Consider the following 14430-nt stretch of genomic DNA (forward strand, 5'->3'; position numbering starts at 1 on the left):
CACCGTGACCACCACGACCGACCTGGTGTCGTACGAGGACGCGCTGGCGTCGTACGACCCCGTCATGGGCCTCGAGGTCCATGTCGAACTCGGCACCAAGACCAAGATGTTCTGCGGCTGTTCGACCGCGCTCGGCGCCGACCCGAACACCCAGACCTGCCCCGTCTGCCTCGGCATGCCCGGCGCGCTCCCGGTCGTCAACGCGACCGGCGTCGAGTCCGCGATCAAGATCGGTCTCGCGCTGAACTGCGAGATCGCCGAGTGGTGCCGCTTCGCCCGGAAGAACTACTTCTATCCGGACATGCCGAAGAACTTCCAGACCTCCCAGTACGACGAGCCGATCGCCTTCAACGGCTACCTCGACGTGCAGCTGGAGGACGGCGAGACCTTCCGCGTGGAGATCGAGCGCGCCCACATGGAGGAGGACACCGGCAAGTCGACGCACGTCGGCGGCGCCACCGGCCGTATCCACGGCGCGTCCCACTCCCTGCTCGACTACAACCGCGCCGGCATCCCGCTCATCGAGATCGTCACCAAGCCGATCGTCGGCGCCGGCGAGCGCGCCCCCGAGGTGGCGAAGGCGTACGTCCGTGAGCTGCGCGAGCTCATCCGGGCGCTCGGCGTGTCCGAGGCCCGCATGGAGATGGGCCAGATGCGCTGCGACGTGAACCTGTCGCTGATGCCGAAGGGCGCCGACAAGTTCGGCACCCGCTCCGAGACCAAGAACGTGAACTCGCTGCGTTCCGTGGAGCGCGCCGCACGCTTCGAGATCCAGCGGCACGCGGCCGTGCTGAGCAGCGGCGGCACCATCGTGCAGGAGACCCGGCACTTCCACGAGGACACGGGGTCCACCACCTCGGGCCGCGTGAAGGAGGAGGCCGAGGACTACCGGTACTTCCCGGAGCCCGACCTCGTGCCGGTCGCCCCGTCCCGCGAGTGGGTCGAGGAGCTGCGGGCCGCTCTGCCCGAGCTGCCGCTGGTGCGCCGCAACCGGCTCCGCGAGGAGTGGGGCGTCTCCGCCACCGACATGCAGTCGATCCTCAACGCCGGCGCGCTGGACCTGATCGTGGCCACGATCGACGCCGGTGCCGACGCGGCCTCCGCCCGCAAGTGGTGGATGGGCGAGCTGGCCCGCAGCGCCAACGAGTCGGGCAAGGCGCTGGACGAGCTGGCGATCACGCCGGCCCAGGTGGCCCGGGTCGCCGAACTGGTCACCAAGGGCGACCTGAACGACAAGCTGGCCCGTCAGGTCATCGAGGGCGTCCTCGCGGGCGAGGGCACCCCGGACGAGGTCGTCGACAAGCGCGGACTGAAGGTCGTCTCGGACGAGGGCGCGCTCACGGCGGCCGTGGACGAGGCCATCGCCGGCAACCCGGCCATCGCGGACAAGATCCGCGGCGGCAAGGTGGCCGCGGCCGGCGCGCTGGTCGGCGCGGTCATGAAGGCCACGCGCGGCCAGGCGGACGCGGCCCGCGTCAAGGAACTGATCCTGGAGAAGCTGGGCGTCAGCGAGGGCTGACACCCGGGGACCGCCGGGGACCGACCGCACGAGGGGGACGCATCGAGCCCGATGCGTCCCCCTCGTCGTGGTCACGCGGTCAGCGGCGGCGCCCCACCACGCGGGCGAAGCCCAGTGTGCGGCCCTCGTCCGCGCGCAGCATCTTCGCGCTCAGACGGCTCATCCGCACGTGGAACTCATCCGTGCTCTCCTCGGCGACGACGTCGCACCACAGCAGCCAGTCCCGCCAGCCGTCGGGCTGCCAGTCGGCCGCCTCGACCTCCACGGCCCCGCTGCGGGTCCAGTGGCGGCGCCACCAGGCAGGGGTGTGGAAGCACCAGAACGCGGGCTCCCAGAAGGGCTTCAGGTGTTCCGGCGGCTCGGTGCCCCCGAGTTCCTCGCGGGTCGCCGGGACGACGACGCCGATCCGCCCGCCGGGCTTCAGCAGCCGCGTCAGCGTCGGCAGGTACAGGTCGTCGGTACCGAAGTACTGGTACGCGTCGACGGAGACGATCGCGTCGAAGCTCTCCCGGCCGAAGGGCAGGTCGTGCGCCTCGGCGAGGACCGGCATCACCCGGTCGGCGACACCCGCCTCGGCGATGCGGCGCGCGTTCTCGTCGGGCTCGACCCACAGGTCGGCGGCGGTGACCTGGACGTCGTACTCCCTGGCCAGGAAGATCGACGTCATGGCGCGTCCGCAGCCCAGGTCGAGCACGCGTGCGCCGGGGCGCAGGGTGTCGAGACCGAGGGCCGGCGCCAGCCACTCCAGCAGCCACAGCGCGTGCGGGCCCATCTGGTTCTCGACGGTCCAGCGGGCGTCGTAGGCGCTGCTGCGCGGGTAGCGGGGCAGGGTGAGGCGGCTAGTGAGGTCGTCGTGCGGGGTGTTCGATGTGATGTCCGACATCGGTGAACGGGCTCCTTGGGGCCGTGCAGAGGGAAAGGGTGGCGTCGGAGCTCGGTCGGACCGTCATCAAAGCACCTGCTTCGGCCGGGCGGCGGGCTGCCGCGGAACGTCGGACCGGCGGACGCTAGCAGGCGACCGCGCGCCCCCGCACCCGGGTTTCCGGACTCGAAGCGCTACGCTCCCGCGCCATGAGTGGACGTGCTGATTCCGACACGCCCCCGGACACTCACGCCGAGGACACCGACGACGCCGCGGGGCAGGCGCGACGGGCCCGGTGGACCGCGGCCGGCGCCGGGGCCGTACTGGCCCTGGCGGGGGTGGCCGCGGCGCTGCTCCGCCTCACCGGCCCCGCACCGGCCCTCGTCCCGGTCGCCTACGCCTGCGGTGCCGCCGTCTGCGCCCTCGCCGCGCTCCTGGGCTCCCGGGGACGTACCCGCAGGGCGCTGTGGCTGCTGGTCGCGGGGCTCATGGTCATGGCGCTGGGGGACCAGTTCGACTGAACCGTCCCGAAATGTTCCGGACGCGGAGCCCCGTTCGGGTGACGGGCGCCACGCCCGGCGACGGGGCCGGGGCGATTGCCGTACGAGTCATCTCCTCATCGATGTGAATAAGCCCACGAGTCCGACAAATGATCTCTCTTGCCTGCAAGAGTGGCGGGGAATTGCTCTTGCGTTCTTTGCGGGTGGTTCGGTCCATGCTCGACTGTTCCCGGTCAAAGATCCACACTCAGTCATTCTGGGAGCGCGTTCGTGGCAGCCCTTGCACGCTGGTGTGTCCAACGCCGTCTGATCACCGTTCTGCTGTGGTTCCTCGCCCTGGGCGGAACCGCCGCGGGCGCCGTCGCCGCAGGCTCCGCCTACTCGAACGACTACAACGTCCCCGGCACCGAGTCCGGCCGCGCCACCGAGCTGCTGCGTGAGGGCTTCCCGGGGCTCGGCGGCGACAACGGCACCGTGGTCTGGCACACCTCGTCCGGCACCGTCAGGGCCGCCGACGTCGGGCAGACCATGAGCCGCACCCTGGAGCGGATCGAGGACCTGCCCGGCGTCGCCGCCGTGACCGGCCCGTACGACGACGCGGGCGCGGGCCGGATCAGCGAGGACGGCCGCACCGCGTACGCCACGGTCACCTTCGACGCCCCGGCCGAGGACATCGACGCGGGCGAGGCCGCCGCCGTGGTGGAGACGGCCAAGGCCGCCGAGACCGACGGACTCCGCGTCGAACTGGGCGGCAGCGCCGTCGGACTCGGCGAGTCCTCCGGCGGACACCTCGCCGAGGTCGTCGGCGTGCTGGTCGCCGCCGTCGTCCTCTTCCTCGCCTTCGGCTCGCTCGCCGCCTCGCTGCTGCCCATCGCCACCGCCCTGGTCGGCGTCGGCACCGCCTACTCCGGGATCGTGCTGCTCGGGCACGCCATGACCGTCGCCGACTTCGCGCCCATGCTCGGCATGCTGATCGGGCTCGGCGTCGGCATCGACTACGCGCTGTTCATCGTCACCCGGCACCGGCGCGGGCTGAAGCGCGGTCTCGCCGTCACCGAGGCCGCCGCGGGCGCCGTCGCCACCACCGGACGCGCGGTCGTGTTCGCGGGTGCCACCGTTTGCATCGCCCTGCTGGGCATGGTGATCCTCCGGCTGAACTTCCTCAACGGCGTCGCCGTCGCCGCCTCGCTCACCGTGGTGCTGACCGTCACCGCCTCCGTCACCCTGCTGCCCGCCCTGCTGTCGTTCATCGGCATGCGCGCGCTCAGCCGCCGCGAGCGGCGCCGACTGGCCGAGCACGGGCCCGAGCCGGAACTGCCGACCGGGTTCGCCGCCCGCTGGTCGGCGTTCGTGGAGCGCCACCCCAAGCTGCTCGGCGCGATCGCGGTGGCCGTCATGGCCGTCCTCGCGCTGCCCACCCTCTCCCTCCACCTGGGCACCTCCGACCAGGGCAACGACCCGAAGACGTCCACCACCCGCCAGGCCTACGACCTCCTCGCCGAGGGCTTCGGCCCGGGCGTGAACGGACCCCTCACCCTCGTCACCGAGGTCGGCGGCGCCGAGGACCGGCTCGCCCTGGACAACCTCGACACCGCCCTGCGCGAGACCGACGGCGTCGCGTCGGTCTCCCCGGTGGCCTACGGTGCGGGTGGCGACACCGCGTACCTCACCGTGGTACCGGAGTCCTCCCCGCAGTCCAAGCAGACCAGTGACCTGGTCGACCGGCTGCGCGCCGACGTGCTGCCCCGGGCCGAGGCGGGTACCTCGCTCGACACGCAGGTCGGCGGCGTGACGGCCGGCTACGACGACTTCGCCGACGTCATCGTCGCCAAGCTGCCCCTCTTCGTCGGTGTCGTGATCGGCCTGGGCTGTCTGCTGCTCCTGCTCGCCTTCCGGTCCGTCGGCATCCCGGTGAAGGCCGCCGCGATGAACGTGGCCGCCGTCGCCGCCGCCTTCGGTGTCGTCGTGGCGATCTTCCAGTGGGGCTGGGGCAGCGAACTGCTCGGCCTCGGCAGCGCGGGCCCCATCGAACCCTTCCTGCCCGTGATCATGGTGTCGGTCCTCTTCGGGCTCTCCATGGACTACCAGGTCTTCCTGGTGAGCCGGATGTACGAGGAGTGGCTGGAGACCGGCGACAACCGGCGCGCCGTCCGCGTCGGCCTCGCGGAGACCAGCCGGGTGATCAACTCCGCGGCCGTGATCATGATCTCGGTCTTCCTGGCCTTCGTCCTCAGCGGCGACCGCGTGATCGCCATGTTCGGCATCGCGCTCGCCGCGGCCGTCGCCCTCGACGCCTTCGTGCTGCGCACCCTGCTCGTCCCCGCCCTGATGCACCTGCTCGGCGGCGCCAACTGGTGGCTGCCGCGCTCGCTGGACCGGATCCTGCCGCGGATCAGCATCGAGCCGCCCGAGTGCCGTGCCGCTCATGAGAGGCTGGCCGCTGCCACGGACGCCGAGGTGGCGGACGTGCTCGCGAAGGGGGAGCGGCAGCGGGATGTACGCGATACGACTGGGTGACGACGGAGCCGAACTGCGTCCTCTGGAGCCCTGGCACGCCGAGGAGTTCCTCGCCCACCTGGACCGGGGCCGGGAGTTCATCAACCGGTACGTCCCGTTCGGCGCCAAGGCCACGGACGTGACCGGTGCGCGGGAGGTGCTCCAGCGGTACGCCGACTGGCGCGCCGCGGACACGGCCTCGCTGCACGGGCTGTGGCTGGACGGCAAGCTCGTGGGCGGGGTGCTCACCCTGAACTTCGACGCCGGGAACGGCAGCTGCGAGGTGGGCTGCTGGCTGGAGCCCGCAGCCACGGGCCGCGGGCTCGTCACGCGCGCGATGCGGGTGCTCATCGACTGGGCGGTCGAGCAGCGCGGCATCCACCGGGTCGAATGGGTCGCCGCGGCCGGCAACGTGCCGAGCATCGACGTCGCCCGCAGGCTCGGCATGACCCGGGACGGGGTGCGGCGCGAGGCCCACCTCCACCACGGCGTACGGCACGACCTGGAGGTGTGGTCCGTCCTGGCCCCCGAATGGCGTGCGGCGCGGGCCGCTGCCGACGGCCGGTGAGCGCGACCGCCCGCAGCGGCCGTTAAGCGGACTCTCAGACGGCGTCCGTACGGTGCGGGACATGGGAACCAGGACAGCGGACGAAACCGCGGCCGAGACAGAGACCGAGACAGAGACCGGGACGGAGACCGGGGCCGCCGGCCCCGAGCGCGACAAGGAGGCGCGGGACGCCGCCGAGGGCACCGGGGCCGGGCCGGAGACGGAGCCGGCGCCCGGGGCCGGTGAGGAGGGCGCCTCCGGAGTCGGGCAGGGTGCCGCCGCGATCGTCTCCGCCGCGCTCGGCGTCGTCTCGCTCACCGGCAGCTGGCCGGGCACGGTGGCCGCCGCGCGCGAGACCCTCATCGGCCAGCTGGAGACGGCCGCCGACGCGGGCGTCGCGACGCAGGTCAGGGAGATGTACGGCGATGCCTGGCACACCAGCGCGCTGTGGGCCGGCCTGTTCGCGCTGACCGCGCTGATCGTCGGCGCGGCGGCGCTCGTCCGGCCCGCGTTCGGCGCCCCGGGCCGGACACGGGCGCCCTGGATCGGATCGGTCGCCTGGGCGGGCGTCTCGCTCGGCGTCATCGGGCTGCTGCTGGCCGTCCTCAAGTACACCGACGTGCTGCTGGGCCTGCCCGCCACGAGCTGAGCCGGATACGTCGTCGAGGGGGCCTTAGGGCATCCGTGGGGTGTGCTTACGGCACCCCGAGGCGGCCCCTCACACACGTCTAAGGCCCTCCGGACCGCCGAAGATGCGGAACTCTCCCGATGTGGCAGGACCGCCCGGCGGACGAAGGTGGAGGCATCGCAGAAAGCGACGTCCGACACCGACTCTTCCGGGAGATCCCGCCATGTTCGCGCACCAGCTCCAGCAGTTCCGCCACGACGACCTCGTCCGCCGGGCCGAGCAGGAGCGGCAGGCCCGTGAGGCCGTCCGCCTCCGCCGTGCCGCCCGCCGCGAGGCCGCCGCACGGGGCGCCGGAACCGAGAGCCATACCCGCCGTCACCGCCGCGCCCGGTTCATCCGAGCCGCATGAGCCCGGACGCAGGGGACGGCGGCGGGACCGTCCTCGGCCGCCGCCCCCGGGACGCCGGGCGCACAGGGACGGGCCGCCGCCCCCGGGCCGCCGGCCCCCGGCGCCTGCCACGTGGGAACACCGCCCGCCGAAGGCCGTCCCCGCGGAACCCGGCGCCGGGGTGCGGTCCGGTGGCGTGCCGGAACCCGGTGCCGGGGAGGCGGCCGGTGCCGCGCGGGCAGCCGGTGCCGGGCAGGGACCCGGTGGCCTGCCCGGTCGTGGCACGGGACCGAGGACCGGTGGCGTGGTGAGGCCGGGTGCCGGGGCGAGAGCCGGTGGCGCGGTGCGGTCTGGGGCGGGGCGGGCGCCAGAAGGTGCGCCGGGAGCGGGGACCGGTGCGAAAACCGATGCCCGGTTGCCGGAGCCGCGTGCGATGCTCGGGGCCGTGGAGACCAAGTCCGTCAGTCCCGTGTTCGTCGGCCGCACCACTGAGCTCGACACGCTGAACGACGCGCTCGCCCGGGCCACCGACGGCCCGGGCGAACCGCAGGCGCTGCTGATCGGCGGTGAGGCCGGCGTCGGCAAGACCCGCCTCCTGGAGGAGTTCGCCGCGGCGGCCCGCCGCCGGGACGCGGTCGTCGCGCTCGGCGGCTGCGTCGAGATCGGTGCCGACGGACTGCCCTTCGCCCCCTTCTCCACCGCCCTGCGCCAACTGCGCCGCGACCTGCCCGCCCAGCTCGCCGCCGCTGCCGCCGGACAGGAGGAGGAACTCGCCCACCTGCTGCCCGAGCTCGGCACCGCGGCCGCCCGCGAGGCCCGACGGGACGAACAGGGCATGGCCCGCCTCTTCGAACTCACCGCCCGGCTGCTGGAACGCGTCGCCGCGGAACACACCGTCGTCCTCGCCCTGGAGGACCTGCACTGGGCCGACGCCTCCACCCGCCACCTGCTCGCCTATCTCTTCCGCACCCTGCGCACCGGCCGCCTCGTCGTCCTCGCCACCTACCGCTCCGACGACATCCACCGCCGCCACCCCCTGCGCCCGCTCCTCGCCGAGCTCGACCGGCTGCGCACGGTCCGGCGCATCGAACTCGGCCGCTTCAACCGTGACGAGGTCGGCCGGCAGATCGCCGGCATCCTCGCCCGGGAACCCGAACCCGACCGCGTCGACGAGATCTTCGAGCGCTCCGACGGCAACGCCTTCTTCGTCGAGGAACTCGCCGTCGCCGCCCACGAGGGCTGCCGTGCCGGCCTCACCGACTCGCTGCGCGATCTGCTCCTGGTCCGGGTCGAGCGCCTGCCGGAGAGCGCCCAGCAGGTCGCGCGGCTCGTCGCCGAGGGCGGCTCCACCGTGGAGTACCGGCTGCTGGCCGCCGTCGCCCGGCTCACCGAGGACGACCTCATCGAGGCCCTGCGCGCCGGCGTCAACGCCAGCATCCTCAGCCCCGCGCCCGACCGCGACGGCTACCGCTTCCGCCACTCCCTGGTCCGCGAGGCCGTCGGCGACGACCTGCTGCCCGGCGAACGCTCCCGCCTCAACCGTCGCTACGCCGAGGCGCTGGAGGCCGACCCCGGCCTCGTGCCGGCCGACGAGCGCGTGACCCGCCTGGCCAGCTACTGGTATCACGCGCACGACGCCGCCAAGGCGCTGCCCGCCGTCCTCGACGCCTCCGTCGAGGCGCGCCGGCGCCACGCCTACTCCGAGCAACTGCGGCTGCTGGAACGCGCGATGGAACTGTGGGACTCCGTCCCCGACGGCGTCCGCGCCACCCTGCGCCCCGCCGACTACACCGAGGCCTATCCCCCCTGCGGCTGCGACCCCGAGACGGCCCCTCTGCGTTACCTCGACCTGATGGCCGAGGCCGCCGTCGCCGGACGGCTCTGCGGGGAACGCGAACGCGCCATGAAGATCACCAAGCGGGCGCTGCGCCTCCTGGACGAGGACCCCGACCCCCTGCGCGCCGCCTGGTTCTGGGAACAGCGCTCCCGGCTGACCCAGTCCCTCGCCCGCGGCGACGGCTGGACGGAACTCGGCACCGCACAGGACCTGGTGCGCGGCCTGCCGCCCTCCGAGGTGCACGCCCAGGTGCTCGCCTCCGCCGCCGCCTGGTCGATGCTGCACCGACCGGGCCCGGAGGCCATGGCCGCCGCCGAACGCGCCGTCGAGTACGCGCGCATGGTCGGCGCCCACGACATCGAGCTCAACGCCCGCCTCACCCTCGGCGGCCTGATGGTCGACGCCGGTGACATCGAGACCGGCCTCGCGGAGATGTACGAGGTCAAGGACCGGGCGACGGAACTCGGCGTGGACATGGTGGTGGGCCGCAGCCATGTGAACCTCCCCTCCGTCCTCGAAGGCGTCGGCCGCTCCCAGGAGGCGGCCGAACTCCTCCGCGAGGGCATCCGGGTCACCCGCAGGCTCGGCCTGTTGGACTCCGAGGGCTGGGTGTGGGGCAACCTCGCCGAATCCCTCCACTCCCTCGGCCGCTGGGACGAGGCGGCCGAGGCCGCGGCCAACGCGCAGCGTCTGGAACAGAGCGCCAAGCCGCGCGCCGGGGGCTCGGTCCGCCTGGCGCACCTCGCGTACAGCCGAGGGGACCTGGCCGAGGCGGCCCGCCATCTCGCCGCCGCCCGCACCTTCTTCGGCACGCACGACCCGATGCCGCAGTACGCCCTTCCGATGACCTGGGTCGCCCTCGGCATCGCCGCCGCCGAGGGCCGCCTCGCCGACGCCCGGGCCGAACTGCTCACCGCCCTCGACACCGGACTTCCGCCCGGCACCCAGCGCTACGGCTGGCCCCTGCTGCTCGCCGCCGCGACCGCCGAGGCCGACGCCCACGGCGACCCGGCCACCGAACCCGACCGCCCGAAGATCCTCGAACGCCTCCGCAAGGCGGCCAAGACCCTGGCGACCGGCGTACCGGTGTGGCAGGCGTACGACGTCTGGCTGCGCGCCGAGCTGCTGCGGGCCGAGGGCGTGTCCGCGCCGGGGGAGTGGAGCGCCGCCGTCGCCGCCGTGGAACCGCTGGGGCGGCCCTACGACCTCGCACGCGTCCGGTTCCGGCTCGCCGAGGCGCTGCTCGCCTCCGGCGCGGGCGAGGACGAGCGCGCCCGCGCCACGGAACTGCTCCGGCTGTCCAAGGCCGTTGCCGATCACCTCGGCGCCGGACCGCTGGCCCGGTCCGCCGGGCTGCTGGCCCAGCGCGCCCGCCTCGTCCTGAGCCCGGTCACCCGGGCGCCGGCCCCGGCGGCTTCCGCCGACCCGGCCGACGCCCTCGGCCTCACCAGCCGGGAGCGAGACGTCCTGCGTCTGGTGGCCGCCGGTCACACCAACCGCCGTATCGCCGAGGAACTGTTCATCTCGCCGAAGACGGCCAGCGTCCACGTCTCCAACATCCTCGCCAAGCTGGGCGTCTCCGGCCGCGGGGAGGCGGCGGCGGTGGCCCACCGACTGGGCCTGTTCCCGGCGGAGGCCGGGAAGCGGCGGGCGGCGGGATAATGGCTGTGCCACCCACGCGGCCCTGGGAAGGGGAGCGATGTTCAACGCCTTCGAGGAACTGTTCGCTCCCGGCCGCAAGCACACCAGGGACGAACAGAACCGGCTGGAGCTGACCCGCGAGGACGTCGGGGACGCCGATCCCGGTCGCGGACCGATAGACCTCGCCTCCGGGAAGGTGGTCGTACGCCCGCCGACGCCGGACGAGGAGGGGGCAGCCGCGGACTGAGGCCCCGCGGTTCGGCTCAGCTCACCTGGAGCTCCAGGATCCGGTCGTCGCCGTCCTTCGGGTCGCCGCGGCCGTCCGTGTTGCTGGTGACCAGCCACAGCTTGTCGCCGCCCGCCGGGACCACCGTGCGCAGCCGGCCGTGCTCGCCCTCCAGGAAGGCCTGCGGGTCCGCCGAGGCCTCGGTGCCCTTCAGCGGTATGCGCCACAGACGCTGGCCGCGCAGGCCCGCCATCCAGATCGAGCCCTCGGCGTGGGCGATGCCGCTGGGCGAGGCCTCGTCCGTGCTCCACTGGCCGATCGGGTCGTGGAAGCCGCCCTCGTCGGACCTGCCCTCCGCCTCGGGCCAGCCGTAGTTGTCGCCCGGCTTGATCGCGTTCAGCTCGTCCCAGGTGTTCTGGCCGAACTCCGAGGCGAACAGCCGCTGCTCGCGGTCCCAGGCCAGGCCCTGCACATTGCGGTGGCCGTACGAGTACACCGGGGAGTCGGGGAACGGGTTGCCCGGAGCGGGCTCGCCCTCCGGGGTCAGCCGCAGGATCTTGCCGCCCAGGGAGTCCCTGTCCTGGGACAGGCCGGTGTCACCGCTCTCGCCCGTGCCCACGTACAGCATCCGGTCCGGGCCGAAGGCGATCCGGCCGCCGTTGTGGATCACCCCTTTGGGGATGCCCCGGAGGACCGTGTCGGGCGCGCCCAGTTGTTCGCCGGAGGGCTTCTGCTCGTCGTACCGCATGCGGACGACGCGGTTGTCGGAGGCCGAGGTGAAGTAGGCGTAGATCATGTGGTCCGAGGCGTACTCGGGGGAGAGCGCGATGCCGAGGAGGCCGCCCTCGCCGGCCGGCGACACCCCCGGCACCTCGCCCAGCTCCGTCTTCCCGCCGGTCTTCCCGTCGATCCGCGTGATCGTCGCCTCGTCCCGGGAGGAGACCAGCAGGTCGCCGTCGGCCAGCGGGGCCAGGCCCCAGGGGGTGCTCAGGCCCGTGGCGACCGTGCGGACCACCTTCACCGAGCCCTTGGCGGGGGGTGTCTCCCCGGCGGTCCGCTCGGGCGGGGACGCCCCCGCCGCCGTGTCACTCGGGGAGGCGCTGCCGTTTCCGCCCGCTGTTCCTCCGTCGTCGGAGGAGCAGCCGGCCGTGAGCAGGAGCGCGGCGGCGGCCAGTACGGCCGTCACGGCTCGACGTTGCACGATCTTGTCCCTTCGACGCGGCGGGTTCTACCTGTCATACACCGCTCGCGCCTTTTAGGTTCCCGATCACGCGCGTCCGAACCACGCACTCCTGGTCCCCGCACTCCTGGGCCCCGTACTCCTGAACCCCGCACCGCCCGTCGGCGAACGGCTCAGTCCCACGACCCCTGCGCCGCGGGCAGCTCCGCGATCTCCGCGAGGTCCTGCTCCGTCAGACGCAGCTCCGCCGCCGCCGCGTTCTCCGTGACCCACCGTTCCCGCTTGGCACCCGGAACCGGGACCACGTGGCGGCCCCGGGTCAGCACCCAGGCCAGGGCCACCTGGGCCGGGGTGACGTGCTCGCCGTGCCGGCGGGCGACGCGGCGCAGACCGACCACGATCGGCTGGTTCGCGGCCATCATCTCGGCCGTGAAGCGGGGATGGCGGGCGCGCAGGTCGTCCGGCTCGAAGCCCACGCCGGGCGTGAGCGTCCCGGTCAAGAAACCGTTGCCCAGGGGCATCGCGGCCAGGAAACCGATGCCCCGCGCCTCGCACCACGGCAGCAGCGTCTCCAGCGCCTCGGGCGACCACACCGACAGCTCGGCCTCCACCGCGCTCACCGGAAAGACCTGCTGCACCCGCTCCAGCTGCCGGATCGTCGCGTCGTGCAGCCGCGCCCCCGGCCGCCGGGCCGAGCGCGCCCCGACCGCGCACAGCCCCAACGCCCGTACCTTCCCGGCCCGCACCAGGTCCGCCATCGCCCCCCAGGTCTCCTCGATCGGGACCTCCGGGTCGGCGCGGTGCAACTGGTACAGGTCGATGACGTCGGTCTGGAGCCGGCGCAGCGACGCGTCGCAGGCCCTTCTCACGTACCCGGGACGGCCGTTGGCCACGATGTGCTGGTCGCCCACCAGCAGACCGACCTTCGTGGACACGAAGGCGTCGGAGCGCCGCTCCTTCAACACCCGTCCGAGCAGCAGCTCGTTGGTGAACGGGCCGTACATGTCGGCGGTGTCGAGGAGCACCGAACCCAGGTCCAGCGCCCGGTGCACCGCCCTGAGCGACTCCTCGCCGCGCTGCCGGGACGTGCTGTAGGCCCAGCTCATCGGCATGCACCCGAGTCCGACGGCCCCCACCGCGAGCGCCGCCGCGCCGATCGTCCTGCGCTCCACCTGGTCGTGACCCTCCCTCTCCCGGCCCCCCAACCTAACCTCTGCGGTCGCGGGTTCCTGAACTAGCCTCCGGACCATGACTGCTGACGTGTGGCTTCCCATCCCGCCGGACGAGATCGAGGGCCTTCCCGAAGGGCCGGACTACCGCTTCTGGGACGGCGGTGAGGACTTCCCCGCCGACCCGGCCGACTGCGTCTTCTACGTCGTGCCCTACATGAAGCCCAGCGGGATCGGCGTGCGGCCGATGCCGCTGATGCGTTCCGTACGGGTCGTGCAGACCCTGTCGGCCGGCACCGACCACGTGGAACCGGGCCTGAAGCACCTGCCTCCCGGGGTACGGCTGTGCAACGCGCGCGGCGTGCACGAGGCCAGCACCGCCGAGCTCACGCTCGCGCTGATCCTCGCCTCCCTGCGCGGCATCCCCGATTTCGTGCGGGCACAGGACAAGGGGGAGTGGCGCGGCGGGTTCCGGCCGGCGCTCGCCGACAAGAACGTGCTCATCGTGGGCTACGGCTCGATCGGCGCGGCCATCGAGGACCGGCTCGTCCCCTTCGAGGTCGCGCGGGTGGCGCGCGTCGCGCGCTCCGAGCGCACCACGGCGCGCGGTCCGGTGCATCCGCTCGCCGAACTGCCCTCCCTGCTCCCGGAGGCGGATGTCGTCGTCCTCTCCACCCCGCTGACCGAGACCACCCGCCACCTCGTGGACGCGGGTTTCCTGGCCCGCATGAAGGACGGCGCCCTGCTCGTGAACGTGGCCCGCGGGGGCGTCGTCGACACCAAGGCCCTGCTCACCGAGCTGGAGAGCGGCCGCATCACCGCGGCCCTCGACGTGACGGACCCCGAACCGCTGCCGGCGGAACACCCCTTGTGGCGGGTGCCGGGCGTCCTCATCAGCCCGCACGTCGGCGGGCCCACCTCCGCCTTCCTGCCGCGCGCCGAGCGGTTGCTGGTGGACCAGTTGCGCCGTTTCCTGAACCAGGAGGAGCTCGGCAACGTGATCCTGGTGACGGGAGCGGAATCCCCGTAATCCGCTTCGAGTGCCGCCCGTGACCCCCCGGGCGCGGTGGGTACTCGCACATCAGCTGATCGTTACGGAGAGTAGAGAACCTATGTCCCTGAGTGACGAGACTGGTGTATCGTCCCGACAGGGGCGGCGCCGCTGACCAACGGCGCCGGGGATGGACATCGCAGATTGGCAAGGGGGGCGACGGACGATGCACGGTCCATGGACGAGCGATCCGACGCGGCGGAGCCGTCGGCGGCGACCGTGGCGCACGGCCGCGCGCAGCCGCGGTCACCACGGCGGCCATCACATCCGGCACGGCGACCGCCACGGCAGTCCCGTCCCTCACCACCGCAGGCACGGCGGCCGCAGGAGGCATGCCCACCCGGTGCAGCAGGGGACCAGGGATCCGGGCGCGACGCGGGCCGGGA

12 protein-coding genes are annotated in these 14430 nt (G+C 73.3%); 9 read left to right on the top strand and 3 right to left on the bottom strand.

Features of this window, described 5'->3' with window-relative positions; all coding sequences use genetic code 11:
- Positions 1–4: 4 nt before the first annotated feature.
- Complete coding sequence (gene gatB / locus RIM90_RS06470; protein WP_309059595.1) at positions 5–1519, top strand: Asp-tRNA(Asn)/Glu-tRNA(Gln) amidotransferase subunit GatB; 1515 nt, start codon at positions 5–7, stop codon at positions 1517–1519.
- 79 nt (positions 1520–1598) lie between these two features.
- On the opposite strand, the gene RIM90_RS06475 is transcribed toward gatB, so the two are convergent.
- Positions 1599–2402, bottom strand: a complete 804-nt coding sequence (locus RIM90_RS06475; protein ID WP_309059596.1) for a methyltransferase domain-containing protein — start codon at positions 2400–2402, stop codon at positions 1599–1601.
- 188 nt (positions 2403–2590) lie between these two features.
- Here RIM90_RS06475 and RIM90_RS06480 point away from each other — a divergent pair, with 188 nt between their 5' ends.
- From RIM90_RS06480 to RIM90_RS06510, 7 genes are all read left to right on the top strand, one after another.
- Entirely contained in the window at positions 2591–2902 is a 312-nt protein-coding gene (locus RIM90_RS06480) for a hypothetical protein (protein ID WP_309059597.1), read from the top strand.
- A 249-nt stretch (positions 2903–3151) separates the two neighbouring features.
- A complete protein-coding gene (locus RIM90_RS06485; RefSeq protein WP_309059598.1) occupies positions 3152–5398 on the top strand; it encodes an MMPL family transporter in 2247 nt (748 codons plus the stop codon).
- Complete coding sequence (locus RIM90_RS06490) at positions 5376–5945, top strand: GNAT family protein (protein ID WP_309059599.1); 570 nt, start codon at positions 5376–5378, stop codon at positions 5943–5945. Before RIM90_RS06485 ends, RIM90_RS06490 begins: the two co-directional genes overlap by 23 nt.
- 61 nt (positions 5946–6006) lie before the next feature.
- Positions 6007–6573, top strand: coding sequence for a hypothetical protein (locus RIM90_RS06495; protein ID WP_309059600.1), 567 nt, complete (start codon positions 6007–6009; stop codon positions 6571–6573).
- 202 nt (positions 6574–6775) lie between these two features.
- Positions 6776–6961, top strand: a complete 186-nt coding sequence (locus tag RIM90_RS06500) for a hypothetical protein (RefSeq protein WP_309059601.1) — start codon at positions 6776–6778, stop codon at positions 6959–6961.
- A 412-nt stretch (positions 6962–7373) separates the two neighbouring features.
- The gene (locus RIM90_RS06505; RefSeq protein WP_309059624.1) at positions 7374–10439 is read left to right on the top strand and encodes an AAA family ATPase; all 3066 of its coding nucleotides are present in this window, start codon (positions 7374–7376) and stop codon (positions 10437–10439) included.
- Positions 10440–10476: 37 nt separating this feature from the next.
- Positions 10477–10665 (top strand): DUF6191 domain-containing protein, encoded by a 189-nt coding sequence (locus RIM90_RS06510; protein WP_309059602.1) that lies wholly within the window; start codon positions 10477–10479, stop codon positions 10663–10665.
- 16 nt (positions 10666–10681) lie between these two features.
- Here RIM90_RS06510 and RIM90_RS06515 read toward each other — a convergent pair whose 3' ends face one another.
- Together RIM90_RS06515 and RIM90_RS06520 are read right to left on the bottom strand one after the other, a co-directional pair.
- A complete protein-coding gene (locus RIM90_RS06515; RefSeq protein ID WP_309059603.1) occupies positions 10682–11830 on the bottom strand; it encodes a PQQ-dependent sugar dehydrogenase in 1149 nt (382 codons plus the stop codon).
- A 167-nt stretch (positions 11831–11997) separates the two neighbouring features.
- Positions 11998–12996: an aldo/keto reductase gene (locus tag RIM90_RS06520; RefSeq protein WP_309059604.1), complete on the bottom strand. Its 999-nt coding sequence runs from the start codon at positions 12994–12996 to the stop codon at positions 11998–12000.
- A gap of 76 nt (positions 12997–13072) precedes the next feature.
- Between RIM90_RS06520 and RIM90_RS06525 the strand changes: the two genes are divergently transcribed.
- Positions 13073–14023, top strand: coding sequence for a 2-hydroxyacid dehydrogenase (locus RIM90_RS06525; protein WP_309059605.1), 951 nt, complete (start codon positions 13073–13075; stop codon positions 14021–14023).
- Positions 14024–14430: the final 407 nt, after the last annotated feature.

The organism is Streptomyces sp. (genome assembly GCF_031181555.1).
GTDB lineage: Bacteria > Actinomycetota > Actinomycetes > Streptomycetales > Streptomycetaceae > Streptomyces > Streptomyces fimbriatus.